The sequence below is a fragment of the Marinovum sp. E3 genome (assembly GCF_055755275.1).
Genome location: NZ_CM146908.1, coordinates 414,743 through 440,000, shown reverse-complemented (window position 1 = coordinate 440,000; position 25,258 = coordinate 414,743). Strand labels below are relative to the sequence as shown.

The following is a 25,258-nucleotide window of genomic DNA, read 5'->3' as shown; positions in this document are numbered from 1 at the left end:
CCTCCGTATTACCGCGGCTGCTGGCACGGAGTTAGCCGGGGTTTCTTTACCAGATACTGTCATTATCATCTCTGGCGAAAGAGCTTTACGACCCTAAGGCCTTCATCACTCACGCGGCATGGCTGGATCAGGCTTGCGCCCATTGTCCAAGATTCCCCACTGCTGCCTCCCGTAGGAGTCTGGGCCGTGTCTCAGTCCCAGTGTTGCTGATCATCCTCTAAAACCAGCTATAGATCGTAGACTTGGTAGGCCGTTACCCCACCAACTATCTAATCTAACGCGGGCCGATCCTTCACCGATAAATCTTTCCCCCGAAGGGCGTATGCGGTATTACTCACCGTTTCCAGTGGCTATTCCGCAGTGAAGGGCACGTTCCCACGCGTTACTAACCCGTCCGCCGCTAGCTCCGAAGAGCTCGCTCGACTTGCATGTGTTAGGCCTGCCGCCAGCGTTCGTTCTGAGCCAGGATCAAACTCTCAAGTTGAAACGCTGTCACCAGCGTATCCTTGACGTTCGAACCTCTGCACATCTTCAATACTTAAGGTCCGCTTTGGGGGCAGAACCCTATGTCCACCCGGCTAAGGATTGGACACGTATTGAAAGTCATCTGTTTGATTGTGCTTCTGGTTTCCTAAAGAAACCGAAAGCCGCTCAAACAGTGAAGCTGACACTGGATCATCGGGTCGAAACCCTACCAGCGTTGATATACAGACGTCGTTCGTCGAAACGAACCAAACCGCCCACATATCTCTTCAGATACCATCAATTTCAAACAGCGTAGAGACAAAAACCAACCGGATGCGCCCTAACTTCTTGGCGCGCCCGCCCGTCATTCCCTCAAAATCTTCCGCCTCGTCTGCGTCAGCGTCTCGTTGCCTCGTCGCCGCCGCCCCGTCTGGCGTCCCGTTGTGCGCCTCAGCGCCGCCGGTGAGGGGGCTTTTACGTATACCCACACAAACCCGCAAGCGCTTTTTCACTCAAATCCAAAACTTTCTAACACAAATACAAAAAATGACACAAAATCATAAGGTTACGATGTCATTTTTTCTGCACTTTCTTGCTTTGGCGCGGATATTGCCGCCTGCCGGAAGGCCTCTCGGAGGCTGCGATTCCGACTCGAACGGCCTATCCACAGGCTTACCCACAGATCCGGGCCCTATAGCCCCCGATTCAGCCCCGTGACTCGGCCGAGTCACCCCCTTTGGAATCAAAAACGGCTCCGAAAGGAGCCGTTGCCGAGTCGAATCTCCGGATGTGACCGACGCGCGCCCTGGAATCGCGCCCGCCGGACCCCGCAGGTTATTCCGCCGCCTTGGCCGTCAGCTTCCGGAGCGCGCCGGTCATCGGATCGGTCACCTCGGAGGGCAAAGCGCCATCGGCCAGATCGGCGAGCCGTTCGGCGGGCGCCTCATAGGCCAGCCAGGTGCCGCCCTGCCGGTCTTCATAGACCAGCACCTTGAGCGGCAGGGCCAGCCCGGCTTCGCGGGCCTCGACCATCGCCGGGGTGCCGACCTCGGGGTTGCCGAAGATCAGCAATTCGGATGCGCCGATGTCCTGGCCCACCTTCTGCGCCCCGGCCCCGTGATCGACGCGGGCAAAGAGCGTGGCCCCGGCCGCTTCGATCGCCTGGGCCAGCGCCTCGGCGGCTTCGGCCACGGATTTGCCGGTGGCGACCTTCACGGTCTCGGCGCCGGCGCCGGTGGCGGCCAGAAAGGTCAAGGCGAGGATGAGGGAACGCAGCATGGGTCTCTCCAATATGTCTATGGCGCCGGTCAGGCCGCGCTGCGCCGGCCGATGCGGCGACGCAGCTTGCCGGGTTCGATCCGGAGCGCGAGCAGTCCGAGGATAACGCCGAGATAGAGCAATGGTTCCAGTTGCAGCCCCTTGGCCAGCATCAGGTAATGCACACCCCCCAGCAACACCGCCAGATAGGTCAGCTTGTGCAGCTTGCGCCAGCGCGGCCCCAGGCGGCGCACCGACCAGTTGTTCGATGTCAGCGCCAGAGGCACCAACAGGACAAAGCCCGCCATGCCGATGGTGATATAGGGGCGTTTGACGATATCGGCCCAGATCTGCGACAGGATCTGCACGTCGAGTACCAGCCAGGTCAGCAGGTGCAGCGCCACGTAGAAAAAGGCCATGAGGCCGATGGCGCGACGAAACCGGATCAGGTTGAGCCCGGCGAACCGCCGCAGCGGCGTCACCGCCAGCCCGACGATCAGCAATTGCAGGGCGAATTCGCCAAGCTCCTGCTCGAGCGCCTTGATCGGCTCGGCGCCGAGCCCGCCGGTCAGGCCGAGATAGAGGAACCAGAACGCCGGCAGCGGCAGCACGATATAGAGCAGCCACGCCGGCACCCGGCGCAACGCCGTATTGAGGTAATCGACCATCAGATGAACTTTCGCAGATCCATGCCTTCATAGAGGCTGGCCACTTCTTCTTCGTAGCCGTTGAACATCAGCGTCGGGATCTTGCGCGCAAACAGCCCGCCGCCGATCCGCCGTTCGCTGGCTTGGGACCAGCGCGGATGATCCACCTCGGGGTTCACGTTGCTGTAGAACCCATATTCGCGGCCATTGGCGATGTTCCAGCTTGTCGGCGGCTCCTGATCGGTCAGGGTGATGCGCACCACCGACTTGATCGACTTGAAGCCGTATTTCCACGGCACCACCAGCCGCAGCGGTGCGCCGTTCTGATTGGGGATGTCGCGACCATAGATGCCGGTGGCCATGATGGTGAGCGGATGCATCGCCTCGTCCAGCCGCAACCCCTCGACATAAGGCCACTCCAGCACCGGATATTTCTGGCCCCACATCTCGTCCGGGCGATAGAGCGTCTCGAAGGCCACGTATTTCGCGCCCGATTGCACCCCGGCCAGGTTCAGCAGGTCGGCCAGCTCGAAGCCGTTCCAGGGCACCACCATCGACCAGGCCTCGACGCAGCGAAAGCGATAGATGCGCTCTTCGACGGTCATCCGGGCCATGATGTCCTCGAAGGCAAACTCGCCGGGATTGTCGACCATGCCATCGATCTTCACGCTCCACGGATCGGTGGTGAGCGCATGGGCATTGCGCGCCGGGTCATCCTTGCCGGTGCCGAATTCGTAGAAGTTGTTATAGGTGGTGATGTCGTCCCATTCATTGGGCTCGAGCGCATCCTCCTGTGCCATCGCCGGGCCGGCGAGGCCGGCAAGGCCGATGCCGGCGGCCCCACCCATGAGCTGCCGCCGATTGAGGTAGACGGTTTCCGGCGTGACGTCGGTCTCGGTCAGCGTGTTCTTCCAGCGATTGGCCATGTCGTTCCCCTTGGTTTGTCGCGCAGGGTCCGAGTGCAGGCGCCCCGCTTAGCCTTCTATCTAGCGGGCACCGGGGTCTGGACAAAACCACGCTTGCTCAACTCTGCGTGGCCTTTCTGTAACGTTTTGCGCCCGGGCTCAGCCATTGAGCTCGGCCACGATGGCCTGGGCCGCGGCGCGCGGATCGCCGGCCTGCCAGACCGGGCGGCCGACGACGATGTGATCGGCGCCGCTGGCCACCGCCGCACCGGGGGTGACGATGCGCTTCTGGTCGCCAGCCGCCGCACCGGCGGGGCGGATGCCGGGGGTGACGATCAGCCGGCCCTGCGCCTCGGGCAGGCCGCGGATCATCGCCGCCTCCTGCGCCGAGGCGATCACCCCGTCGGCGCCCGCCTCCAGCGCGCGGGCGGCGCGGGTGGCGACGATGTCATGAATGTCGCCCGGCGCAATCAGCCCGTCATCGAGATCGTCGCGATCAAGCGAAGTGAGGATCGTCACCGCGAGAATTTTCAGTTCCTTGCCGGCGGCACCCTCCTTGGCGGCGCGCACCACATGCGGATCGCCGTGCACGGTCAGGAAATCGAGATCGAACTGCGCCAGCCCGCGCACCGCGGCCTCGACCGTAGCGCCGATGTCGAACAGCTTCATGTCGAGAAAGATGCGCTTGCCCTGTTCCGCCTTCAGCTCGTTGGCCAGCGCCATGCCGCCGCCGGTGAGCATGCCCAGCCCGATCTTGTAGAACGAAACGCTGTCCCCCAGCTTTTCGGCCAGTGCCAGCCCGGCCACGGCATTCGGCACGTCAAGGGCAACGATCAGGCGGTCATCAGAGGAGGGAAGGGTCATGGCGCAGCTCCATTGGGCGGGGTCGCGCCTTGTTGGCCGAGTGGCCGCAGGAGGTCAAGCCTCGCGCATACGCACGCGCGCGGGCGCGTGGTTCTACAGATGTAGCTCAGTGCCGCGTGAGGATGTGCTCGAGGTAATTGGGCTGGGCGTCGAGGATGCGGCGGGAGATATCCTCCTGCCGGTCCGGCAGAGGCGTGGCCACACGGCGACGGACCAGCCGGCATTCTGCCGGGCGGTGCCGGCGCCGGGCGCGGGCCACCAATGCCGCCTGCACCTCGTCGGTGTCACTGTCGATGGGGGCGGGGCATTCAACCGAATAGGTGAAGCTCTCGGTGCCCTCCATCAGGGTGACATGCGCCTCGAAACAACCGGTTTCGGCATTGTGGCGGGCGTCGGTGATACGGGTCTTGAACGGCATGCTCCTGCCTCCATCTGTCTGCTCGCGGGGGCGACCCCTGGCAAGAAAACCCGGCAGGTCCGGGGTTTGTTCCCGCCCGCCCCCGGCGCGCCCTGCCCCGCGCCCGGCTCCGGGGCTGTCAGGCGCGGCGCCGCAGAGACCCCGGCGGACCCATCGGGGCGGGCTGGCAAAGCCTGCTCCCGCAGGCTTGAAATGCCGGGCGCCATGCCCATTTTTCTGTCATAAGGCCCACAAGGGGATGTGCCGCCAAGCCGGGCATCCACATTACCGGGCGCTTGACATGAAGGAGACAGCCATGGACTTGTCGAAGTTCACGGAGCGGTCGCGCGGGTTCATTCAGGCCGCGCAGACCATCGCAATGCGGGAAAGCCACCAGCGGCTCGCCCCGGAACACATTCTCAAAGCCCTGCTAGATGATGAGGAAGGCCTGGCCGCCAACCTGATCAAACGTGCCGGCGGCGCGCCGGACCGGGTGGTGCAGGCCAATGATCTGGCGCTGAGCAAGATCCCCCAGGTGACCGGCGACGCCGGCCAGATCTACATGGACAGCGGCACCGGCAAGGTGCTGGACGAGGCCGAGAAGGTCGCCAAGAAGGCGGGCGACAGTTTCGTGCCGGTCGAACGCATCCTGATGGCGCTGGCGCTGGTCCGCTCCGAAGCGAAAAAGGCGCTGGAGGCCGGGGCGGTCAATGCCCAGGCGCTGAACAGCGCGATCAACGACATCCGCAAGGGTCGCACCGCCGATACGGCAAGCGCCGAAGACGGATATGAGGCGCTGAAGAAATACAGCCTCGACCTCACCGAACGGGCCCGCGAAGGCAAGATCGACCCGATCATCGGCCGCGACGAGGAAATCCGCCGCGCCATGCAGGTGCTGTCGCGCCGCACCAAGAACAACCCGGTGCTGATCGGGGAACCCGGCGTCGGTAAAACGGCGATTGCCGAGGGCCTCGCCCTGCGCATTGTCAATGGCGACGTGCCCGAGAGCCTGAAGGACAAGCGCCTGCTGTCGCTCGACATGGGCGCGCTGATCGCCGGCGCGAAATACCGCGGCGAGTTCGAGGAACGTCTGAAGGCGGTGCTGGCCGAGGTGACGGCGGCCGCCGGCGAGATCATCCTCTTCATCGACGAGATGCACACCCTGGTCGGCGCCGGCAAGGCCGATGGCGCAATGGATGCCTCGAACCTGCTGAAACCGGCGCTGGCGCGCGGCGAGCTGCACTGTGTGGGCGCGACAACGCTGGATGAATACCGCAAGCACGTGGAAAAGGACGCGGCTCTGGCGCGGCGGTTCCAGCCGCTGATGGTGGCCGAGCCGACCGAAGAGGACACGATCTCGATCCTGCGCGGCATCAAGGAGAAATACGAGCTGCACCACGGCGTGCGGATCTCCGACAGCGCCCTGGTCGCGGCCGCGACCCTGTCGCACCGCTACATCACCGACCGTTTCCTGCCCGACAAGGCAATCGACCTGATGGACGAGGCCGCCAGCCGGTTGCGCATGGCGGTGGATTCGAAGCCGGAAGAGCTCGACGCGCTCGACCGTGACATCCTGCAAAAGCAGATCGAGGTCGAAGCTTTGCGGCGCGAGGATGACCAGGCCTCCCGGGACCGGCTGGAAAAGCTGGAAAAGGAGCTGGGCGACTTGCAGGACCGGTCGGCGCAGCTGACCGCCAAATGGCAGGCCGAACGTGACAAGCTGGCCTCGGCCCGCGACCTGAAGGAACAGCTCGACCGCGCCCGCGCCGAGCTCGACATTGCCAAGCGCAATGGCGATCTGGCCAAAGCCGGCGAACTGTCCTACGGCGTCATTCCGCAGCTCGAAAAGCAGCTCTCGGAAGCCGAAGAGCAGGAGCAGGATGGCGTCATGGTCGAAGAGGCCGTGCGCCCCGATCAGATCGCCTCGGTTGTCGAACGCTGGACCGGCATCCCCGCCGGCAAGATGCTCGAGGGCGAGCGCGAGAAGCTTCTGCGGATGGAGGAAGACCTGCACCGCCGTGTCGTCGGTCAGAATCAGGCGGTCAAAGCGGTCTCCAATGCCGTACGCCGTGCGCGCGCCGGGCTCAACGACGAGAACCGGCCGCTTGGCTCCTTCCTCTTTCTCGGGCCGACCGGTGTGGGCAAGACCGAACTGACCAAGGCGGTGGCCGATTTCCTGTTCGACGACGACAATGCGATGGTGCGTATCGACATGTCCGAGTTCATGGAGAAACATGCCGTTGCCCGCCTGATCGGCGCGCCGCCGGGTTATGTCGGCTACGACGAAGGCGGGGTGCTGACCGAAGCGGTGCGGCGCCGGCCCTATCAGGTCGTGCTCTTCGACGAGGTGGAAAAGGCGCACCCGGATGTCTTCAACGTGCTGTTGCAGGTGCTCGATGACGGCGTGCTGACCGATGGTCAGGGTCGCACGGTCGATTTCAAGCAGACGCTGATCGTGCTGACCTCGAACCTCGGCAGTCAGGCGCTGTCGCAACTGCCGGAGGGCGCGGATTCGGCGCAGGCCCGGCGCGACGTGATGGATGCGGTGCGGGCGCATTTCCGGCCCGAATTCCTCAACCGCCTGGACGAGACGATCATCTTCGACCGGCTCAAGCGCGAGGACATGTCGGGCATCGTCGACATTCAGCTTGCCCGGCTGCTCAAGCGGCTGGCCACGCGCAAGATCGCGCTCGAGCTGGACGAGACGGCGCGCAAATGGCTGGCGGACGAAGGCTATGATCCGGTGTTCGGGGCGCGTCCGCTCAAGCGGGTGATCCAGCGCGCCTTGCAAGATCCGCTGGCCGAAATGCTGCTGGCCGGCGACGTGGCCGATGGCGATCTGGTGCCGGTGAGCGCCGGGTCCGAGGGGTTGATCATCGGCAATCGAGTGGCGGCGACCAACCGGCCACGGCCGGATGATGCCGTCGTTCACTGAGCGAAAGACACCTGAGAGAAACACATAGGCGCGCCGGGGAAACCCGGCGCGTCTTTGCGTATCAGATCAGGATGGTGTCGCTGTCGAAATTCGCCAGCGTGGCGCCGTCGATCAGCAGGCTGTCGCCCTCGGGCGCGGTGATCACCAGCCCTGCTTCGGTCTCGGCAAACGCCAGGTCGGAAAGGTCGCTCACCCCGAGCGCGGTCATGTCGATCAGGTCGTCGCCAGTGCCGTGGCCCGCGACCGTATCCGCGCCGAACCCCGGAAGAAAGACAAAGACATCATCCCCTTGGCCGCCGATCAGCAGATCGTCGCCGGCCCCGCCGGTCAACGTATCCGCGCCCGACCCGCCGCGCAGCAGATCGTCGTCACCGCCACCGTCAAGCCGGTCATGCCCGCTGCTACCGGTCAGGGTGTCCTGCGCCGCGCCGCCGAACAGAACATCGTCGCCACTGCCCCCAAAGAGAGCATCGCGGCCCTCATCGCCGGTCAGGAAATCGTGGCCGCTGCCGCCCGAGAGGCGGTCATTGCCCGCGCCGCCGACCAGTGTGTCATGCCCGGCACCGCCGGCCAGCCTGTCGTATCCGGCGCCGCCGTCAACGCTGTCATGGCCGCCATTGGCCGAAATCCGGTCGTGGCCCGCGCCGCCCAGCACCGTGTCATTGCCGCCGCCGGCGTAGATCGTGTCATCGCCCGCATCGCCGCCGATCAGGTCCGCGCCGCTGCCGCCATAGGCCCTGTCATTGCCGTCGCCGCCGGCGATCGTGTCGTTGCCCGTGCCGCCGTAGGCCGTGTCATGCCCCGCGCCGCCAAGGATCACATCCGCGCCGGTGCCGCCGTAGAACCTGTCATCTCCGGCGCCGCCATCCAGCGTGTCGCTGCCGCTGCCGCCATTGAGCGTGTCGGCCCCCGCACCGCCGTAGAGCAGATCGCTGCCGCTGCCGCCGCGCAGGGCATCGGCGCCCAGGCCGCCGGACAGCATGTCATCGTCGCCGCCGCCGCTGAGGTGATCGTCGCCCGCGCCGCCCTCAAGCGTGTCCGCGCCCCGGTTGCCATGCAGGTAATCCGCCTCGGCGCCCCCCGAGAGCAGGTCATCGCCATATCCGCCGCGCAGGGTATCGCTGCCGCCCCTGCCAAGGATCGTATCGGCCGCACCCGTGCCGCGCAGATAATCGCCAAGCGCCGTGCCGGTGATCGGCGAGGTCGCGAAAAGTGTCAGGCTCTTGCCAAAGGACAGGACGTCGGGCAACGCGGGTCTCCTTGTACCGCTCGAATTGGAAACAAATCCGGTTTTTCTCGGTAATTGTGTCCTCTTGAGGGCGGTTCTCGGGCAAAACGGGTTTTCCGATGGCCCCGGGGCCTTGGCGCCGGGGCCCGGCGCAACCTCTGGACCTTGCCCGCCGGCCCGCCTAGTGTCCGCGCGAAGGAGGACGCATATGGCGACCGGCACAGAGATCCGCACCTATTTCGACGGCCAGTGGCATGACGGCGATGTCGCCGTGATGAAGGCGGCCGATCACGGCAGTTGGCTGGGCTCGACCGTGTTCGACGGCGCGCGCATGGTGAACGGCCTGACCCCCGATCTCGATCGCCATTGCGCCCGGGTCAACCGCTCGGCCGAGGCGCTGATGATCACCCCCACCGTCAGCACCGAAGACATGGTGGCGATCGTCCAGGAAGGTCTCGCGGCCTATGCCCCCGGCACCGCGGTCTATATCCGGCCGATGTATTGGGCGCTCGAGGGGGATTTCCTCGGTGTCGTGCCCAAGCTTGGCGCCACCGGCTTCGCCATTTCCCTCGAGGCCATCCCGATGGCGTCCGAAGAGGCCAGCACGACGCTGACCCGGACCCAGTTTCACCGCCCGGTGCTGGCCGATGCCGTGGTCAATGCCAAGGCCGGCTGTCTCTACCCCAACAATGCCCGCATGCTGGCCGAGGCCCGCGCCAAGGGCTTTGGCAATGCGCTGGTGGCCGATGCGCTGGGCAATGTGGCCGAGACCGCGACAGCCAATGTCTTCATGGTGCGCGACGGCGTGGTCTTCACGCCGGTGGCCAACGGCACCTTCCTCGCCGGGATCACCCGCGCACGGCATATCGAGAACCTGCGCGCCGATGGCGTCGAAGTGGTGGAAAAGGTGCTGAGCTTTGCCGATTTCCATGCCGCCGACGAGGTGTTTCTGTCGGGCAACATGATGAAGGTCACCCCGGTCACCGGGTTCGACGGCACCGTTTATCAAACAGGCCCCCTGACCCGCCGCGCCCGCGCGCTGTACTGGGACTGGGCGGCCTCGCAGCAATAACCAATTGTCCGTAAGGACGAAGGCGGGCATGATCCGTCGCAAGGAGTGGACAGATGCGCAAATTCCTCGTCGTGCTGGATGACAGCCGAGAATGCCTGAACGCGATGCGGTTCGCCGCGATGCGGGCCAACCATACCGGTGGGGGTGTCGAGATTCTCTCGGTGATCCCGCCGGACGAGTTCAACCACTGGATCGGCGTCGGCGAAGTGATGCGCGAAGAGGCGCGCGAGCGCATTCATGCGCATTTCGAGGTCTTCGCCAAATGGATGCGCGACCGGCAGAACGTCGACCCCAAGCTGGTGATCCGCGAAGGCGAGCCGGTGGATCAGATCATCGCCCAGGTCAGCGAGGACCCCGAAATCGGCGTGCTGGTGCTGGGCGCCGGCACCGACAAGCAGGGCCCCGGCCCGCTGGTCACCCAGCTCACCCGCAACTCCGGCCTGCTGCCGATCCCGGTCACGATCGTGCCGGGGGATCTTTCCAAGGAGCGGTTGGAAGCGATCACCTGACCGCCAGCGCTGGCCCTCATCGCGGCCCGCGGGCGGCTCCCGAGGCGGACTCGGCGCTTCACCTTGTCGATACACCGCGGGCCGGCACCCGCAAGGATGCGCCGGGCACCGCCGTTTAGAACCATTCCAAACATTGACAATGCGCCGGCGGATGGACATATCTCATCCAAGCGATAAGGACCCTGACCCATGTTCATCCAGACCGAATCCACACCGAACCCCGCGACCCTGAAATTCCTGCCCGGCCAGACCGTGCTGGAAATGGGCACCGCGGATTTCCCCTCGGCCGAGGGCGCCTCGGCCTCGCCGCTGGCGGAGCGGCTGTTTGCGGTCAATGGCGTCGAGGGCGTGTTTTTCGGCCATGATTTCGTGACCGTCACCAAAGCCGAGGCAATGGACTGGGATCACCTCAAGCCGTCGCTTCTCGGCGCGATCATGGAGCATTTCCAATCCGGCGCGCCGGTCATGGCGGGCGATGCCGCAGGCCCCTCGGGCCATGCCGAGCATTCCGGCGAAGATGGCGAAATCGTCAGTCAGATCAAGGAACTGCTCGACAGCCGGGTGCGCCCGGCGGTGGCACAGGATGGTGGCGACATCACCTTCCACGGCTTCGAGCGCGGCGTCGTGTATCTGCACATGCAGGGCGCCTGTGCCGGCTGCCCCTCGTCGACGCTGACGCTGAAGATGGGCATCGAGAACCTGCTGCGCCACTATATCCCCGAGGTCACCGAGGTGCGCCCCGTCGCTGTCTGAGCGGCGGCGCGGATAGTCCTGATGTCTGAACCGCTGGTTCTGGGATTTGACACATCGGCCGCGCATTGCGCGGCCGCTTTGCTGTGCGCCGACCGGGTTGTCGCGCAACACGCCGAAGACATGGGCCGCGGCCAGGCCGAACGGCTGTTTCCGCTGCTCGAGGAACTGCTGGCCGAAGGCGGCGTCACCTGGCGCGACCTGACGGCGCTTGGCGTCGGCACCGGCCCCGGCAATTTCACCGGCATCCGCATCTCGGTCGCCGCCGCCCGCGGGCTGGCGCTGTCGCTGGGCCTTCCGGCGGTGGGCGTCTCGGCTTTGGAGGCGGCGGCCTTCGGCCTGCCCGAGCCGGTGACGGCGGTGGTCGACGCGCGGCGCGAGCGCGCCTATGTGCAGCGGTTTCCCGACGGCGCTCCGGGTCTGGTGGCGCTGGCGGATTTTGCCCCGGAAACCGCGATCACCGGCCCCGGGGCCGCGCTGCTGAGCGCCCGGACCCTGCCCCAGCCGGTGCCGATAGCCGAGGCCATCGCCCGGATTGCCGCGCAGCGCTTTGCGACCGAGACCCGCCCGCCGGCGCCGCTCTACATTCGCCCGGCCGATGCCGCACCGGCGCGCGATCTGCCGCCGGAGATCCTCGATGAGGCCTGAGGCTCTGGCGGCGCTGCACGCCGCCGCCTTTGCCCCCGCCCGCGGCTGGAGCGCCGCTGAATTCGACAGCTTTCTGGCCGATCCCGCCTGTCTTCTGGTGGCCCGCCCCGAGGGATTTGCCCTGGCGCGGGTGACACTGGACGAGGCCGAGCTGCTGACCATCGCGACCGATCCCGCCCGGCGCCGCCAGGGCGTCGCGCGCGGGCTGCTTGGCGCGCTCTTCGGCGGGCTGGCCGGGCGCGGCGCCGAGACGCTGTTTCTGGAAGTGGCCGAGGACAATGCCGCCGCCCGCGCGCTATATGCCGGCGCGGGCTTTGCGATGGCAGGCCGGCGCAGGGGCTATTACCCGCGCCGCGACGGCGCCGCCGCCGATGCGCTGATCTTGCGCCGCGCGCTGGGCTAACCCCCGGTTTCCGCAGCGGAACTGCACAAGAATCGGTTGACCCTTTGCCGGCAACCCGGCCTTAATTGGCCATGATCCGGGGCAGCCCGGGCAAGAGACCTTTGCCCGGGGGGGCTACCCCGAGGCATACCAACGGGAGCAACCATATGACATTCATGCATAAAGTACTTGCCACCACGGCCGCGATGGCGCTGTCTGCCGGGGCGGCGCTGGCCGAACCCGCGCTGATTTTTGACCTCGGCGGCAAATTCGACAAGAGCTTCAACGAAGCCGCCTTTGCCGGCGCGCAGCGCTGGGCCGAAGAAACCGGCGAAAGCTTCCGCGAGATCGAGCTGCAATCCGAGGCCCAGCGCGAACAGGCGCTGCGCCGCTTTGCCGAAAACGGTAACAACCCGATCGTCATGACCGGCTTTGCCTTTGGCAACGTGCTGTCGGAAGTGGCCCCCGATTACCCCGAGACCAAATTCGCCATCATCGACATGGTGGTGGACGAGCCCAACGTGCGCTCGGTGGTGTTCAACGAGCACGAGGGGTCTTACCTCGTCGGCATGATGGCGGCGATGGCCTCTGACAGTGGCACCGTCGGCTTTATCGGCGGCATGGACATTCCGCTAATCCGCAAGTTCGCCTGCGGCTATGCCCAGGGCGCCAAGGCGGTCAACGGTGACATCACCGTGCTGTCGAACATGACCGGCACCACGCCGGCGGCCTGGAACGACCCGGTGAAGGGTTCGGAGCTGACCAAAGCGCAGATCTCTCAGGGCGCCGACGTGATCTATGCCGCCGCCGGCGGCACCGGCGTCGGTGTGCTGCAAACCGCGGCCGACGAGGGCATCCTCTCGGTCGGCGTCGACAGCAACCAGAACTACATGCACCCCGGCAAAGTCCTGACCTCGATGCTGAAACGGGTCGACAACGCGGTCTATGACGCGATGACCCAGGGCGAGGCGCTGGAAACCGGCATCAACGTGATGGGCGTCGGCAATGGCGGCATCGACTACGCGCTGGACGAGCACAACGAAGCGCTGGTCGGCGAGGCGATGAAGACCGCCGTCGATGAAGCCAAGGGCAAGATCGCCAGCGGCGAGCTGACGGTGCATGATTACACTTCGGACGACAGCTGCCCGGATCTGAACTTCTAATCCCCGCGCGAGACTGAGACCGAAGCCGCGCCCGCAATGGCGCGGCTTCTTTGCCTCTCCCGAGGCCCGAGCCCTGAGGCCAAGCCGGCGGACATTCGCGCGCCGGGATTTTTCGCCGCTCTCTGCGCCGCCGGCCGCCCGACGCCCGGCCCCGGACTGACAAAACGCACAAGTCGCACCAGGCCCCGCCCTGCCGCCACGGCACGGGGCATTTGCCTCTTTGCAAATCCGTCCAGCTTTGCAACTCTGACCAGGATCACGAGGACAGACCGGATGACCCAGACCGCCCCCGCCATTGAACTCAAAGGCATATCCAAGGCCTTTGGCCCGGTTCAGGCCAACAAGGACATTTCGATCCGCGTGATGCCGGGAACGATCCACGGCATCATCGGCGAGAACGGCGCCGGCAAATCGACGCTGATGTCGATCCTCTACGGCTTCTACAAGGCCGACGCCGGCGAGATCTTCATTCAGGGGCAGAAGACCACTATCCCAGACAGCCAGGCCGCCATCGCCGCCGGCATCGGCATGGTGTTTCAGCATTTCAAGCTGGTGCCGAATTTCACCGTGCTGGAAAACGTCATTCTCGGGGCCGAGGACGGCGAATTGCTCAAACCCTCGCTGGCCAAGGCGCGCGAGGCGCTGACCGATCTGGCGGCGGAATATGAACTCAAGATCAACCCGGATGCCGTGGTCGAGACCCTTTCGGTCGGTCACCAGCAGCGGGTCGAGATCCTCAAGGCGCTGTATCGGCAGGCCGATATCCTGATCCTCGACGAACCCACCGGCGTGCTGACCCCGGCCGAGGCCGATCAGCTGTTCCGCATCCTCAACCGGCTGCGTGAAGAGGGCAAGACGATCATCCTGATCACCCACAAGCTGCGCGAGATCATGGATATCACCGATACGGTGTCGGTGATGCGCCGCGGCGAGATGACCGCCACGGTCAAGACCGCCGAGACCGACCCCGAGGCGCTGGCCGAGCTGATGGTGGGCCGCAAAGTGCTGCTCCGGGTGGACAAACAGCCGGCGGAGCCCGGCGCTCCGATCCTTCAGGTGCGGGGGCTGCGGGTTGTCGATGGCGACGGTGTCGAACGGCTCAAGGGCATCGACCTCGAGGTGCATGCCGGCGAGATCCTCGGCATCGCCGGGGTGGCGGGCAATGGCCAGTCGGAATTGCTCGAGGTGCTGGGCGGTTATCGCGACGCCACAGGCGAGGTGCGGCTCAACGGCGACGTAATCGACCTGACCGGCAAGAAATCCGATGGCCAGTCGCGCCGCAAGCGGGGCATCGCCCATGTGCCCGAAGATCGCCAGCGCGAAGGGCTGATCATGGATTATCACGCCTGGGAAAACGTGGCCTTCGGTTATCACCACGACGCGGCCTATCAATCCGGCATTCTGATGAACAATGCCGCGATCAAGGCCGACACCGAACGCAAGATGGAGAAATTCGACGTCCGCCCGCCCGATCCCAACCTTGCCGCCAAGAATTTTTCGGGCGGCAACCAGCAGAAGATCGTCGTCGCACGCGAAATCGAGCGCAATCCCGATCTGCTGCTCGTGGGCCAGCCGACGCGCGGCGTCGATATCGGCGCCATCGAGTTCATTCACCAGCAGATCGTTTCCCTGCGCGATGCCGGCAAGGCGGTGCTGCTGGTCTCGGTCGAGCTGGACGAGATCCTGTCGCTCGCGGACCGGGTGGCGGTGATGTTCGACGGGGTGATCATGGGCGAACGGCGCGCCTCGGAGACCGACGAGAAGGAGCTGGGGCTGCTGATGGCCGGGATCACCGAGATGCCGGACAAGCCGATCATCGACGCGGTGGAAGAGCAACTGGCGGCCAAGGAAGCGCGGGAGGCCAAGCAACATGGGTGAGACAAGTTCCCGCGCGTGGGATCAAGGCCCGAGGCCGCCGCGAGATCACCCAACTGCCGCCCGGGGCGGCGATTTCGCAAGTTTGGCGCTCAGTTCCGAACTCCTGTGGATTTGGCGCCATAAAGTGGCCCGAAGCGCCATCGGATCGCCCCCTCGCGGGGCGGCGATCGCGCGGCTTCACGCCTGGTTACTCAACGACGGAGACCCGCTCCATGGATAGAATGCCCCATTGGGCCGATGCCGTCCTCGTGCCGCTGATCTCGCTGATCCTCGCGGCGATCCTGTCGGCGCTGGTGATCATCGGTATCGGCGAAGACCCGGTCGCCGCCTTCAACCTGATGGTCGAAGGCGCGCTGATGCGCTCGGCCGGCTGGGGCTACACGCTCTATTACGCCACTAACTTCATGTTCACCGGCCTCGCCGTGGCCGTCGCCTTCCATGCGCGGATGTTCAACATCGGCGGCGAGGGGCAGGCCACGTTGGGCGGGCTCGGGGTGGCGCTGGTGCTGCTCTACATTCCCTGGCCGCACTGGTCGCTGGCGCTGCTGGCCGCAACCCTGGGGGCGGCCGCCTTTGGCGCGGTCTGGGCCTTCATCCCGGCCTACCTTCAGGCCAAACGCGGCAGCCATATCGTGATCACCACGATCATGTTCAACTTCATCGCCGCCGCCTTTCTCAACTACGTTCTGGTCAACCTGTTGCGGCCACAGGGCGCGATGGACCCGGCGACCGAGAAATTCCCCGAGGCCACCCATCTGCCCACCTTCCGCGACATGTTCTCGAGCGCCGAGACCATCATGTTTCGCGGTGCGCCGGCCAATGTCACCTTCTTCCTTGCCGTGATTGCCTGTCTCGTGGTCTGGCTACTGCTCTGGCGCACCCGTCTGGGCTATGAGATCCGCGCCTTCGGTCATTCCGAGAGCGCGGCGAAATACGCCGGCATCTCGCCGGTGCGCATCACCGTCATCGCCATGCTGATCTCTGGCGCGCTTGCGGGCATGATGGCGCTCAACACCACCCAGGGCGAAAGCGAGCGGCTGATCCTCAACGCGACCGAGGGCGCCGGCTTCATCGGCATCGCCGTGGCGCTGATGGGGCGGTCGCATCCCTTTGGCGTCTTTCTTGCCGCGATCCTGTTCGGCTTCCTCTTTCAGGGCGGGGCCGAGCTGGCGCTCTGGACCAATATCCCGCGCGAGCTGATCGTCGTCATCCAGGCTCTGGTGATCCTCTTCACCGGCGCGCTCGACAATATGGTGCGCATGCCGCTGGAACGTGTCTTCCTGGCGCTGCGCCGGAAGGAGGGCTGAGCCATGGATCTTTTCACCATCCTGCAAGTGCTCGATTCCACTGTCCGGCTGGCGACGCCGCTGCTTCTTGCCTGCCTCGCCGGGCTGTTTTCCGAACGCGCCGGCATCTTCGACATCGGCCTCGAAGGCAAGATGCTGGCGGCGGCCTTCTTTGCCGCCGCGCTGGCGGCGATCACCGGCTCGGTCTGGCTGGGGCTGCTGGCGGGCATTGCCGCCTCGCTGATGCTCTCGGCGATCCACGGGCTGGCCTCGATCACCTTTCGCGGCAACCAGCTGATTTCCGGCGTCGCCATCAACTTCCTTGCCGCCGGGATGACCGTGCTGATCGCGCAGGATCTGTTCAGCCAGGGCGGGCGCACGCCATCGCTGATCGGCAAGGGCCGGTTCGAACCGATCACCCTGCCCTTCGCCGAAGAAGTCATCGACATCCCGGTGCTCGGCCCGATCTATTACGAACTGATCTCGGGCCACTCCATCCTCGTCTATGTCGCCTTCCTGATGGTGCCGCTGAGCTGGTGGGTGCTGTTTCGCACCCGCTTCGGCCTGCGCCTGCGCGCCGTGGGCGAAAACCCGGCGGCGGTCGATACCGCCGGCGTCTCGGTCGTCGGGCTGCGCTATGCGGCGGTAGCGATCTGCGGCGTGCTCTGCGGCATCGCCGGCGCCTATCTGGCGACCGGGCTTCAGGCCGGCTTCGTCAAGGACATGACGGCCGGTCGCGGATTCATCGCGCTGGCGGCGCTGATCTTTGCCAAGTGGCGGCCGTGGTATGCGCTTTATGCCTGTCTGCTCTTCGGCCTGCTGCAAGCCGTGGCTCTGCGCTATCAGAACATCGATCTCGGCCTCATCACCCTGCCGGTGCAGTTCATGGACGCGCTGCCCTATGTGCTGACCGTGGTGATCCTCGCAGGCTTTGTCGGCAAGGCGATCCCGCCGCGCGCCGGCGGCCAGCCCTACGTCAAGGAGCGCTGAACGCCAGGGGCCGACATCTCGCAGGCGCAGCACGAATTGCGCCTGCGAATCCTTTTGCGACAGATTCCTGCAAAACCGCCCGCACCAGAGACATTTTTTCCTTTCCCTCAAAGATTGCACAACCATAACGAGTATTCACGGAAATCTTTTCGCAGAAGACACAACATCAAACCGCTTCAACCTGACCCGTCGTCAAAAAAAATGCCGCAACGCGGAAAAACTTGCCTTCAGAGGCCGCCGGCCCGCTTGCAAAGCCCTCTGAGTTGCGGCTAGAGAACCGCATGCAAATATACCTGCCTATAGCCGAAGTTTCGGTAAACGCCTTCCTGCTCCTCGGGCTGGGCGGCATGGTGGGCGTCCTGTCTGGCATGTTCGGCGTGGGCGGCGGCTTTCTGATGACGCCGCTGCTGTTCTTCATCGGCATCCCGCCGGCGGTTGCCGTGGCCACCGAGGCCAACCAGATTGTCGCCTCTTCCTTCTCTGGCCTCCTGGCGCATCTCAAGCGAAAGACCGTCGATCTCCGAATGGGGGTTGTCCTCCTGATCGGCGGCCTGATTGGCGCCGCGGTGGGTGTATTTGTCTTCAACTACCTGAAATCCTTGGGCCAAGTCGATCTTCTTGTGCGCCTCTGTTATGTCGTGTTCCTCGGCATCATCGGCGCGTTGATGTTCATCGAAAGCCTGCGCGCGATCCGCAAGATGCGCCAGTCCGGCGGCGTCGCCCCGGCCAAGCGCAAGCATCGCGGCTGGGTCACCGCGCTGCCGTTCAAGATGCGCTTCCGCACCTCCGGTCTTTATATCTCGGTGATCCCGCCGATCATGGTGGGGGTGCTTGTCGGCATTCTCGCGGCGATCATGGGCGTCGGCGGCGGGTTCATCATGGTGCCCGCGATGATCTATATCCTGCACATGCCGACCAAGGTCGTGGTCGGCACCTCTCTCTTTCAGATCATCTTCGTCACCGCCTTTACCACGCTGCTGCACGCCACGACGAACTTTACCGTCGACATGGCGCTGGCGGTCCTCTTGCTGGTGGGCGGTGTCATCGGCGCCCAGATCGGCACCCGGATCGGTGTCAAGCTCAAGGCCGAGCAACTGCGCATCCTGCTGGCGATCCTGGTCCTCGTGGTGTGCGGCAAACTGGCGCTCGACCTGCTGCTGCAACCCGGTGAGCTCTATTCCATCGGCGATGTGGAGGGCCATTGATGCTGCGACTGGCCGCCTTACTGCTTTGCCTGCTCACCCCGCTTGGTGTCACCGCACAGACCGAAGCCGTCGAAGAAGACGTGGTTCTGGGCCTGTCGCAGAAGCGGGTTCGCATCACCGCCAATTTCGACGGCTCCGAAATCCTGCTGTTTGGCGCGATCAAGCGCAATGCGCCGCAGCCCGAGGGCGAGCTTGACGTGATCATCGCCATTGCCGGCCCGTCCGAGCCGGTGGTGGTGCGCCGCAAGGAGCGGCGCTTCGGCATCTGGATCAACACCGAGTCGGTCGATGTCTCGGCGGCACCCAGCTTCTATGCCGTGTCCTCCTCGCGTCCGCTCGACGAAATCCTGAGCGAGAACGCCAACAACCAGTACCGGATCACCGCCGACCGCGCGGTCTGGACGCTGAAATCCGAAGCCGCTTTTGCCGAGGCCGTGCTGCGGATCCGCAGCAACAACGGGCTGTATCAACGCAACGAGGGCGCGGTGGAAGTGGCCGAACAGGCGCTGTTCCGCAGCACTGTCCAGATGCCGGCGAACCTGACCGAAGGCCCCTATATCGCCCGCGTCTTTCTGGTGCGCGATCAAAAGGTCATCTCGCTGCACCAGACGGTGATCGATGTGCGCAAGGTCGGGCTGGAACGCTTCCTGTTCAACCTGTCGCGCGAACAACCACTGATCTACGGCTTGCTGTCGCTGGCGATTGCCATCGCCGCCGGCTGGGGCGCCTCCTCGGCGTTCCGTCTGCTCAACCGGGGATGACCCGCGCGCGCGGCGCATATCCCTGGCACACGGCCCTGCCGACCCGCTGGGCCGACAATGACCAATACGGCCATCTCAACAACGCGACCTATTTCTCGCTTTTCGACACCGCGCTGACCCTGTGGCAGATCGAGACCGGCTTTCTCGGCGAGACCGTGAATTCGCCCCGTTTTCTGGTGGTCGAAAACGGCTGTCGCTTTTTCCAGGAGCTCCGCTTTCCCGATCTGATCCATGCCGGCCTGCGCTGTGGCCGCATCGGCACCAGCTCTTTCACGCTGGAATTGGCGCTGTTTCGGGGCACCTCCGAAGAGGCCGCCGCCACCGGCTTTTTCGCGCAGGTGCAGGTCGATGCCCAAAGCCACCGCCCCAGTCCGCTTGACGCGCCCCGGCGCGCACTGCTCGAAGCGATCGGCTGAGCCTTACTTGCGGTAGCGAAACACCCCGGTGCCGGTGGCAATCACCGTGCCATCCACATCCAGCACCTTGCCCTCGGCAAAGAAAGTCGATCGGCCGCCGCCGGTCTTGCGGGCTTCGGCGAGCAGCCGACTGCCCTGCGGCCGTGACAGGTAATTTACCGAGAGGTTCAGCGTCAGGCACATCTGCCGCCGCGCCGGATCGCCGGTGTAACATCCGGCAAAGCCCATGGCGGTGTCGAGCAGGCTGGCATGCACCCCGCCATGCGGCGCACCATGGCGATTGCGGGTGAACGCCGCGAGAGACAGCTCGACCCGGGCGAAATCCGCCTGCCATTCTGTCAGGTCCATGCCGATATGGCTGCCCCAGGGCGAGGGGCTTTCCCAATCGGCGGCGGTGTCATCGCGCATCTGCGGCCTCCAGTCCCAATTCGGCAAAGCGCGGCACGAAGGCGCCAAGCCTGCGGCCCTTTTCGGGGTTCGAGGCGCTGCCGTCCAGAGCCCTTTTCTTGACCCCCTGAAGGATCGCCGCCATGCGAAAGAAGGCAAAGGCCAGGTAAAAGCCGAAACTGTCCGGCGGGTCGATTCCCCGGCGGTCGAAATAGCTGGCAAGAAAGGCCGCGTCGTCGGGCAGGCCCAGCGCCGCACGGTCGAGGCCGGCCAGCCCCCGGCCCTCTTCGCCCGGCGGCAACTGCCATTGCATGATGACGCCGGCCAGATCGGCAAAGGGATGGCCAAGGGTGGACAGTTCCCAGTCGAGCACGGCGCGGATCTCGGGCGCTTCCGGGGCAAAGAGAAGGTTATCGATCCGGTAATCGCCATGAACAAGGCAGCGCTGGCCGTCCTCTTCCGGCAGATTGCTTTCGAGCCAGAGGATCAGCCGGTCCATTTCGGGCAGCGCACCGGTCTCGCTGGCCCGGTACTGCTTGGTCCAGCGGCCGAGCTGCCGGGCATAGTAATCGCCGGGCGGGCCATAGTCAGACAGGCCACAGGCGGCCAGGTCGACCTCGTGGATGGCGGCAAGAATGCGATTCATCTCGGCCATATGCGCACCGCGCTGGTCCGGCGTGGCGCCAGGCAGTGAGGGGTCAAGGATCACCCGGCCGGGGACATGCTCCATGACATAGAACATCGCGCCGAGGATGCTGTCGTCGTCGCAGAGCGTCAGTACGCGGGCAACCGGCACATCGGTGTCGGCCAGCGCCTTTTGCACGCGGAATTCGCGGTCGACGGCATGGGCGGACTTCAGGAGCTGGCCCGACGGCTTGCGGCGCAGCACGTAATCCGCGCCGGGGGTCGTGAGGCGGAAGGTCGGGTTCGATTGGCCACTGGCGAATTTCTCCACCGCGACCGGGCCCTGGAAGCCGGCGATATGGTCAGCCAGCCAGGGGGTCAGGCGCGAAAGCGCATCGCCGTCCATCAGCTCGGCCTCCCCCGCTTGGCCCGCCCGGCCCCGGGCCGGGCGCATTCCGCGCCGATCCCGGGCGGGCGCATCCCTCTGTCGCGCCGCCATTCACCCATTGCGATACTTCCGCAGCTCGGCCCGCGCCACCTGCCGGCGGTGCACCGCGTCGGGCCCGTCGGCAAAGCGCAGGGTGCGCACATGGGTCCACATATGCGCCAGATCGAAATCCTGCGAGATGCCGGCCGCGCCGTGGATCTGCATCGCCTCGTCCAGCACACGGCCGGCCATCAGCGGCGCCACCACCTTGATCTTGGAAATCCACGGCTGCGCCGCGCGCACCCCCGCCGTGTCCATCATCCAGGCCGCCTTGAGGCACAGAAGCCGCGCCATCTCGATCTCCATCCGGGCGTCGGCGATCCTGTCGAAATTGCCGCCCAGCTCGGCCAGCGGCTTGCCAAAGGCCTCGCGTGCGAGGCCGCGACGGCAGATCATCTCGAGCGCCTTTTCCGCCTGACCAATGGCGCGCATGCAATGGTGGATGCGCCCTGGCCCCAGCCGCCCCTGCGCCACCTCGAAGCCCCGGCCCTCGCCCAGGATCACGTTCTCGGCCGGGATGCGCACATCGGTGAAACGCAGGTGCATGTGGCCATGCGGCGCGTCGTCCTGGCCAAAGACCTGCATCGGGCGCAGCACCTCGATCCCCGGCGTCTCGGCATCCAGCGCGAACATCGTGTGCCGCTGGTGCTTTGGGGCCTGGGGATCGGTGCAGGCCATCAGGATATAGACCTTGCAGCGCGGATCGCCGGCGCCGGAGATCCACCACTTTTCGCCATTCAGCACGTAATCGTCGCCGTCGCGCCGCGCGGCAAAGGCGAGTTGGGCTGCATCGGACGAGGCGATATCGGGCTCGGTCATCACATAGGCCGAACGGATCTCGCCCTCTAGCAGCGGCGCCAGCCAGCGGTCTTTCATCCATTGCGGGCCGTAGCGTTCAAAGACCTCCATGTTGCCGGTGTCCGGGGCGTTACAGTTGAACACCTCGGCGGCGATATGCACCTTGCCCATCTCCTCGGCGAGATAGGCATATTCGACCGTGGTCAGCCCCTGGCCGCGCGTGCTGTCGGTCAGCCAGAAATTCCAGAGCCCGCGGTCGCGGGCCCGGGCCTTGAGGGTTTCGAGAATCTCGATCTGCCGAGCGCTGTGGCGGAACCGGTCGCCCGAGGGATGCCGGCCTACCTCTGCGTGGAACTCCCGGTCCAGCGGCGCGATCTCGTCCCGCACCATTGCGCGCACCGCCTCGACCAGCGGGCGCACCCGGTCTGTCATACCAAGATCCATGGATTATCCCTTTCGCAGATCGGGGTGTGTGTATTCGGCAAAGCGCGCGCGCAGCTGCCGCTTGGAGACCTTGCCGGTGGCGGTCAGCGGCAGATCTTCGGCAAACACCAGATCGTCGGGCATTTGCCACGCGGCGAACCGCGTCTGCATCAGGTCGTGAAACTCCGACAGCACGGGGCGGTCATCGCCGTCGGGCACTACCACCAGCAGCGGCCGCTCGTCCCATTTCGGATGCGGCACGGCGATCACGGCGCAATTGGCCACCCCCGGATGCGCCATGGCGCAATTCTCGAGGTCGATCGAAGAAATCCACTCGCCACCCGATTTGATCAGGTCCTTGGCGCGGTCCTGGATCGACAGGAAGCCCTGCGGATCAAGCGTCGCCACATCGCCGGTGGCCAGCCAGCCCTCGGCATCGAAGGCCTCACTTGTGGCGGCGTCATTGGCGAAATACCCCGAGATGATGGTGTTGCCGCGCACATGCAGTTCGCCCACCGAAGTGCCGTCATGGGGCAGCGGGGCGCCATCCGCGTCGATGATCTTCATCTCGCAGCCGAACACCCGGCGGCCCTGCTTGGCCTGAAGATTCAGCCGGTCGTCCAGCGGCAGGGCCTGCATCGCGGCATTGAGGATGCCGTGGGTGCCGACCGGGCTCATCTCGGTCATGCCCCAGGCGTGGCAGACCGACACCCCTGCCGTCTCGAACCTTTCGATCATCGCGCGCGAGGCGGCGGAACCGCCGATCACCACCTGCGAGAACCCCTTGGGATTGCCGCCGCGCCTGGCGATCTCTGCCTGAAGCCCGAGCCAAACGGTGGGCACGCCCCAGGCCGAGGTCACCTCTTCCTCGTTCATCAGCTCCCAGAGCGCATCGCCCGCCAGCCCCGGCCCCGGCATCACCAGCGAGGCCCCGGCCAGCGGCGCGGAATAGGGCAGCCCCCAGGCGTTGACGTGGAACATCGGCACCACGGGCAGGATGCGCGCGCCCTCGGTCAGCGAGGACCGCAGCGCCAGGGTGATGGCAAAGGCATGCAGCACCGTCGAGCGATGCGAATAGAGCGCGCCCTTGGGGTGGCCGGTGGTGCCCGAGGTGTAACACAGGCCGATGGCAGCGTTCTCGTCGGTCTCGGGCCAATGGTAGGTCTCGGGCTGGCCAGCCAGCAGCTCTTCGTAGCAGATCAGGTCGAGCGGGCTGTCGGGCATATGCGCCCGGTCGGTCATCACGATCAGGCGGATCCCCTCGGGCAGTTGCGGCGCCAGCGCCTCGAGGATCGGTACGAAGGTCAGATCGGCACAGATCGCGGCATCCCCGGCGTGGCCGATGACATAGAGCATCTGTTCCGGCGAGAGCCGCGGGTTGATGGTATGCACCACCGCGCCCATGCCGGCGGTGGCGTAGTAGAGCTCGAAATGCCGATGGGTGTTCCAGGCCAGGGTCGCGACCCGGTCGCCCGGCACAATGCCCAGCCCGGCCAGCCCATGCGCAAGCTGCGCGGTGCGCGCCAGGGTCTCGGGGTAGCTCTGCCGGTGACGCCCGCCTTCGCACAGCGCCGAGACCAGCCCGGCCTCGGGGAAGATTTCCGCCCCATATCGCAAGAGTTCAATCACTTGCAGCGGGCGCTGCATCATTTGACCCATCATGGGGCGTCCTCCCTTTGGCTTGCTCTCCCGGCGGCCTAGGTGACAGTCTGGCGGCGAAGCGCGCCGCGGTGCAACAGATTTCGGAAAAGGACTGAACGTAAGATGGTCGTAGAACGTGTGGTATTGGCAGCAAGGCCCAAAGGCGAAGCAGGGCCGGAACATTTCCGGCTCGAGCAGGCGGAAATGCCGGCCCCGGGCGAAGATGAGGTATTGGTCAAGGTCAGCCATCTGTCGCTCGATCCCTACATGCGGGGGCGGATGAGCGATGCGAAATCCTATGCCGATCCGGTGGCGGTGGACGCGGTGATGACCGGCCAGGGCGTGGGCCATGTGGTCGAGAGCCGCGCCGAAGGCTTTGCCGAGGGCGATCTGGTGACCGGCATGACCGGCTGGCAAAGCCACGCGGTGCTGTCGGGCAAGGAGCTGCGCAAGCTCGACGCCGTTCTCGCGCCTTCGACCGCGCTCGGGGTGCTGGGGATGCCGGGCTTTACCGGCTGGACCGGGATGACCAAATACGGCCGGCCACAACAGGGCGAGACACTGGTCGTCGCCGCGGCGACCGGGCCTGTGGGATCGATGGTCGGGCAATTGGCGAAACGCGCCGGAATGCGCACCGTGGCCATTGCCGGCGGGGCCGAGAAATGCCGCATCGCACAAGAGACCTTCGGTTTTGACACCGCGATCGATCACCATGCCTTTGACGAGGTGGCGGATCTGCGCGCGGCGATTGCCGCTGCCGCGCCCGATGGCGTCGATGTCTATTTCGAGAATGTCGGCGGCGACGTCCTGCGCGCGGTGCTGCCCCTGCTCAACACCCATGCGCGGGTGCCGGTGATCGGCACCGTCGCCTGGTACGAGGGCGTTTCCACCGACGGGCCCGACACCCTGCCCGCCCTCTGGCGTCAGGTGCTGGTCAAGCGGCTGAGCATCCAGGGGCTGATCATCTTTGACCACTGGGACGATTTCCCCGCCTTCCTCGACGAGGTCGCGCCGCTGGTGAAATCCGGCGGCGTCACCTGGCTCGAGGATGTGGCGCAGGGGCTGGAGAACGCGCCGCAGGCGTTTCTCGACATGCTCAGGGGCGGCAACCTCGGCAAGCAGATCGTGGCGCTCTGACCG

The 25,258-nt window shown here is 65.4% G+C and carries 24 protein-coding genes and 1 rRNA gene (1 of these 25 only partly in view); 14 read left to right on the top strand and 11 right to left on the bottom strand.

Features of this window, described 5'->3' with window-relative positions:
• From AC0J5K_RS02140 to AC0J5K_RS02115, 6 genes are all read right to left on the bottom strand, one after another.
• Positions 1–484: ribosomal RNA gene (locus AC0J5K_RS02140) — 16S ribosomal RNA — on the bottom strand; it reaches 980 nt to the left of the window's first position.
• Between the two features lie 815 nt (positions 485–1,299).
• Complete coding sequence (locus AC0J5K_RS02135; RefSeq protein WP_274565793.1) at positions 1,300–1,743, bottom strand: DUF302 domain-containing protein; 444 nt, start codon at positions 1,741–1,743, stop codon at positions 1,300–1,302.
• Between the two features lie 29 nt (positions 1,744–1,772).
• Complete coding sequence (msrQ, locus tag AC0J5K_RS02130) at positions 1,773–2,390, bottom strand: protein-methionine-sulfoxide reductase heme-binding subunit MsrQ (RefSeq protein ID WP_274565794.1); 618 nt, start codon at positions 2,388–2,390, stop codon at positions 1,773–1,775.
• A complete protein-coding gene (msrP, locus tag AC0J5K_RS02125; RefSeq protein WP_074837017.1) occupies positions 2,390–3,295 on the bottom strand; it encodes a protein-methionine-sulfoxide reductase catalytic subunit MsrP in 906 nt (301 codons plus the stop codon). Before msrP ends, msrQ begins: the two co-directional genes overlap by 1 nt.
• Before the next feature lie 138 nt (positions 3,296–3,433).
• Positions 3,434–4,138, bottom strand: a complete 705-nt coding sequence (pyrF, locus tag AC0J5K_RS02120) for an orotidine-5'-phosphate decarboxylase (RefSeq protein WP_274565795.1) — start codon at positions 4,136–4,138, stop codon at positions 3,434–3,436.
• 106 nt (positions 4,139–4,244) lie between these two features.
• The gene (locus tag AC0J5K_RS02115) at positions 4,245–4,556 is read right to left on the bottom strand and encodes a hypothetical protein (RefSeq protein WP_274565796.1); all 312 of its coding nucleotides are present in this window, start codon (positions 4,554–4,556) and stop codon (positions 4,245–4,247) included.
• Between the two features lie 295 nt (positions 4,557–4,851).
• On the opposite strand from AC0J5K_RS02115, the gene clpB reads away from it, so the two are divergent.
• Positions 4,852–7,470 carry an ATP-dependent chaperone ClpB gene (gene clpB / locus AC0J5K_RS02110; protein ID WP_274565797.1) on the top strand — a complete coding sequence of 873 codons (2,619 nt, stop codon included), beginning with the start codon at positions 4,852–4,854 and terminating at the stop codon, positions 7,468–7,470.
• Between the two features lie 61 nt (positions 7,471–7,531).
• Here the strand turns inward: clpB and AC0J5K_RS02105 are convergent, their stop codons facing one another.
• Positions 7,532–8,719 carry a calcium-binding protein gene (locus AC0J5K_RS02105; protein ID WP_274565798.1) on the bottom strand — a complete coding sequence of 396 codons (1,188 nt, stop codon included), beginning with the start codon at positions 8,717–8,719 and terminating at the stop codon, positions 7,532–7,534.
• A 187-nt stretch (positions 8,720–8,906) separates the two neighbouring features.
• Between AC0J5K_RS02105 and AC0J5K_RS02100 the strand changes: the two genes are divergently transcribed.
• The 12 genes from AC0J5K_RS02100 to AC0J5K_RS02045 all read left to right on the top strand — a co-directional run bounded on the left by AC0J5K_RS02100 (position 8,907) and on the right by AC0J5K_RS02045 (position 19,758).
• Positions 8,907–9,770, top strand: a complete 864-nt coding sequence (locus tag AC0J5K_RS02100) for a branched-chain amino acid aminotransferase (RefSeq protein WP_074837012.1) — start codon at positions 8,907–8,909, stop codon at positions 9,768–9,770.
• 53 nt (positions 9,771–9,823) lie between these two features.
• Positions 9,824–10,279, top strand: a complete 456-nt coding sequence (locus AC0J5K_RS02095) for a universal stress protein (RefSeq protein WP_048529528.1) — start codon at positions 9,824–9,826, stop codon at positions 10,277–10,279.
• Positions 10,280–10,468: 189 nt separating this feature from the next.
• Entirely contained in the window at positions 10,469–11,032 is a 564-nt protein-coding gene (locus AC0J5K_RS02090; RefSeq protein WP_048529526.1) for a NifU family protein, read from the top strand.
• A gap of 18 nt (positions 11,033–11,050) precedes the next feature.
• Positions 11,051–11,677 carry a tRNA (adenosine(37)-N6)-threonylcarbamoyltransferase complex dimerization subunit type 1 TsaB gene (gene tsaB / locus AC0J5K_RS02085; RefSeq protein ID WP_274565895.1) on the top strand — a complete coding sequence of 209 codons (627 nt, stop codon included), beginning with the start codon at positions 11,051–11,053 and terminating at the stop codon, positions 11,675–11,677.
• Entirely contained in the window at positions 11,667–12,080 is a 414-nt protein-coding gene (locus AC0J5K_RS02080; protein ID WP_274565799.1) for a GNAT family N-acetyltransferase, read from the top strand. Before tsaB ends, AC0J5K_RS02080 begins: the two co-directional genes overlap by 11 nt.
• Positions 12,081–12,226: 146 nt before the next feature.
• Positions 12,227–13,222 (top strand): BMP family lipoprotein, encoded by a 996-nt coding sequence (locus tag AC0J5K_RS02075; protein ID WP_274565800.1) that lies wholly within the window; start codon positions 12,227–12,229, stop codon positions 13,220–13,222.
• Between the two features lie 273 nt (positions 13,223–13,495).
• A complete protein-coding gene (locus tag AC0J5K_RS02070) occupies positions 13,496–15,100 on the top strand; it encodes an ABC transporter ATP-binding protein (RefSeq protein ID WP_274565801.1) in 1,605 nt (534 codons plus the stop codon).
• Between the two features lie 212 nt (positions 15,101–15,312).
• The gene (locus AC0J5K_RS02065) at positions 15,313–16,407 is read left to right on the top strand and encodes an ABC transporter permease (protein WP_048529518.1); all 1,095 of its coding nucleotides are present in this window, start codon (positions 15,313–15,315) and stop codon (positions 16,405–16,407) included.
• A gap of 3 nt (positions 16,408–16,410) precedes the next feature.
• Positions 16,411–17,376 (top strand): ABC transporter permease, encoded by a 966-nt coding sequence (locus AC0J5K_RS02060; RefSeq protein ID WP_048529516.1) that lies wholly within the window; start codon positions 16,411–16,413, stop codon positions 17,374–17,376.
• Positions 17,377–17,657: 281 nt separating this feature from the next.
• Positions 17,658–18,581 (top strand): sulfite exporter TauE/SafE family protein, encoded by a 924-nt coding sequence (locus AC0J5K_RS02055; protein ID WP_048529515.1) that lies wholly within the window; start codon positions 17,658–17,660, stop codon positions 18,579–18,581.
• Positions 18,581–19,342 carry a TIGR02186 family protein gene (locus AC0J5K_RS02050; RefSeq protein ID WP_274565802.1) on the top strand — a complete coding sequence of 254 codons (762 nt, stop codon included), beginning with the start codon at positions 18,581–18,583 and terminating at the stop codon, positions 19,340–19,342. The genes AC0J5K_RS02055 and AC0J5K_RS02050 overlap by 1 nt, the downstream gene beginning before the upstream one ends.
• Positions 19,339–19,758 (top strand): acyl-CoA thioesterase, encoded by a 420-nt coding sequence (locus tag AC0J5K_RS02045; protein WP_274565803.1) that lies wholly within the window; start codon positions 19,339–19,341, stop codon positions 19,756–19,758. Before AC0J5K_RS02050 ends, AC0J5K_RS02045 begins: the two co-directional genes overlap by 4 nt.
• Before the next feature lie 3 nt (positions 19,759–19,761).
• Here the strand turns inward: AC0J5K_RS02045 and AC0J5K_RS02040 are convergent, their stop codons facing one another.
• The 4 genes from AC0J5K_RS02040 to AC0J5K_RS02025 form a co-directional block, all read right to left on the bottom strand.
• Entirely contained in the window at positions 19,762–20,166 is a 405-nt protein-coding gene (locus AC0J5K_RS02040) for a PaaI family thioesterase (protein WP_274565804.1), read from the bottom strand.
• Entirely contained in the window at positions 20,156–21,175 is a 1,020-nt protein-coding gene (locus AC0J5K_RS02035; protein ID WP_274565896.1) for a phosphotransferase family protein, read from the bottom strand. Before AC0J5K_RS02035 ends, AC0J5K_RS02040 begins: the two co-directional genes overlap by 11 nt.
• A 93-nt stretch (positions 21,176–21,268) precedes the next feature.
• The gene (locus AC0J5K_RS02030; protein ID WP_274565805.1) at positions 21,269–22,498 is read right to left on the bottom strand and encodes an acyl-CoA dehydrogenase family protein; all 1,230 of its coding nucleotides are present in this window, start codon (positions 22,496–22,498) and stop codon (positions 21,269–21,271) included.
• A gap of 3 nt (positions 22,499–22,501) precedes the next feature.
• Complete coding sequence (locus AC0J5K_RS02025) at positions 22,502–24,139, bottom strand: long-chain fatty acid--CoA ligase (protein ID WP_274565806.1); 1,638 nt, start codon at positions 24,137–24,139, stop codon at positions 22,502–22,504.
• 102 nt (positions 24,140–24,241) lie between these two features.
• Here AC0J5K_RS02025 and AC0J5K_RS02020 point away from each other — a divergent pair, with 102 nt between their 5' ends.
• Positions 24,242–25,255, top strand: a complete 1,014-nt coding sequence (locus AC0J5K_RS02020; RefSeq protein ID WP_074837003.1) for an NADP-dependent oxidoreductase — start codon at positions 24,242–24,244, stop codon at positions 25,253–25,255.
• Positions 25,256–25,258 lie beyond the last annotated feature (3 nt).

Bases quoted from the DNA above. Each gene is read 5' to 3' on its own strand.
- AC0J5K_RS02080 (WP_274565799.1), top strand. From the start codon at position 11,667: ATGAGGCCTGAGGCTCTGGCGGCGCTGCACGCCGCCGCCTTTGCCCCC.
- AC0J5K_RS02020 (WP_074837003.1), top strand. From the start codon at position 24,242: ATGGTCGTAGAACGTGTGGTATTGGCAGCAAGGCCCAAAGGCGAAGCA.
- msrP (WP_074837017.1), bottom strand. From the start codon at position 3,295: ATGGCCAATCGCTGGAAGAACACGCTGACCGAGACCGACGTCACGCCG.
- AC0J5K_RS02060 (WP_048529516.1), top strand. From the start codon at position 16,411: ATGGATCTTTTCACCATCCTGCAAGTGCTCGATTCCACTGTCCGGCTG.
- AC0J5K_RS02100 (WP_074837012.1), top strand. From the start codon at position 8,907: ATGGCGACCGGCACAGAGATCCGCACCTATTTCGACGGCCAGTGGCAT.
- AC0J5K_RS02095 (WP_048529528.1), top strand. From the start codon at position 9,824: ATGCGCAAATTCCTCGTCGTGCTGGATGACAGCCGAGAATGCCTGAAC.
- AC0J5K_RS02055 (WP_048529515.1), top strand. From the start codon at position 17,658: ATGCAAATATACCTGCCTATAGCCGAAGTTTCGGTAAACGCCTTCCTG.
- clpB (WP_274565797.1), top strand. From the start codon at position 4,852: ATGGACTTGTCGAAGTTCACGGAGCGGTCGCGCGGGTTCATTCAGGCC.
- AC0J5K_RS02115 (WP_274565796.1), bottom strand. From the start codon at position 4,556: ATGCCGTTCAAGACCCGTATCACCGACGCCCGCCACAATGCCGAAACC.
- AC0J5K_RS02045 (WP_274565803.1), top strand. From the start codon at position 19,339: ATGACCCGCGCGCGCGGCGCATATCCCTGGCACACGGCCCTGCCGACC.
- pyrF (WP_274565795.1), bottom strand. From the start codon at position 4,138: ATGACCCTTCCCTCCTCTGATGACCGCCTGATCGTTGCCCTTGACGTG.
- AC0J5K_RS02035 (WP_274565896.1), bottom strand. From the start codon at position 21,175: ATGGACGGCGATGCGCTTTCGCGCCTGACCCCCTGGCTGGCTGACCAT.
- AC0J5K_RS02070 (WP_274565801.1), top strand. From the start codon at position 13,496: ATGACCCAGACCGCCCCCGCCATTGAACTCAAAGGCATATCCAAGGCC.
- AC0J5K_RS02030 (WP_274565805.1), bottom strand. From the start codon at position 22,498: ATGGATCTTGGTATGACAGACCGGGTGCGCCCGCTGGTCGAGGCGGTG.
- AC0J5K_RS02075 (WP_274565800.1), top strand. From the start codon at position 12,227: ATGACATTCATGCATAAAGTACTTGCCACCACGGCCGCGATGGCGCTG.
- AC0J5K_RS02090 (WP_048529526.1), top strand. From the start codon at position 10,469: ATGTTCATCCAGACCGAATCCACACCGAACCCCGCGACCCTGAAATTC.
- AC0J5K_RS02050 (WP_274565802.1), top strand. From the start codon at position 18,581: ATGCTGCGACTGGCCGCCTTACTGCTTTGCCTGCTCACCCCGCTTGGT.
- AC0J5K_RS02135 (WP_274565793.1), bottom strand. From the start codon at position 1,743: ATGCTGCGTTCCCTCATCCTCGCCTTGACCTTTCTGGCCGCCACCGGC.
- msrQ (WP_274565794.1), bottom strand. From the start codon at position 2,390: ATGGTCGATTACCTCAATACGGCGTTGCGCCGGGTGCCGGCGTGGCTG.
- AC0J5K_RS02025 (WP_274565806.1), bottom strand. From the start codon at position 24,139: ATGATGGGTCAAATGATGCAGCGCCCGCTGCAAGTGATTGAACTCTTG.
- AC0J5K_RS02065 (WP_048529518.1), top strand. From the start codon at position 15,313: ATGGATAGAATGCCCCATTGGGCCGATGCCGTCCTCGTGCCGCTGATC.
- AC0J5K_RS02040 (WP_274565804.1), bottom strand. From the start codon at position 20,166: ATGCGCGATGACACCGCCGCCGATTGGGAAAGCCCCTCGCCCTGGGGC.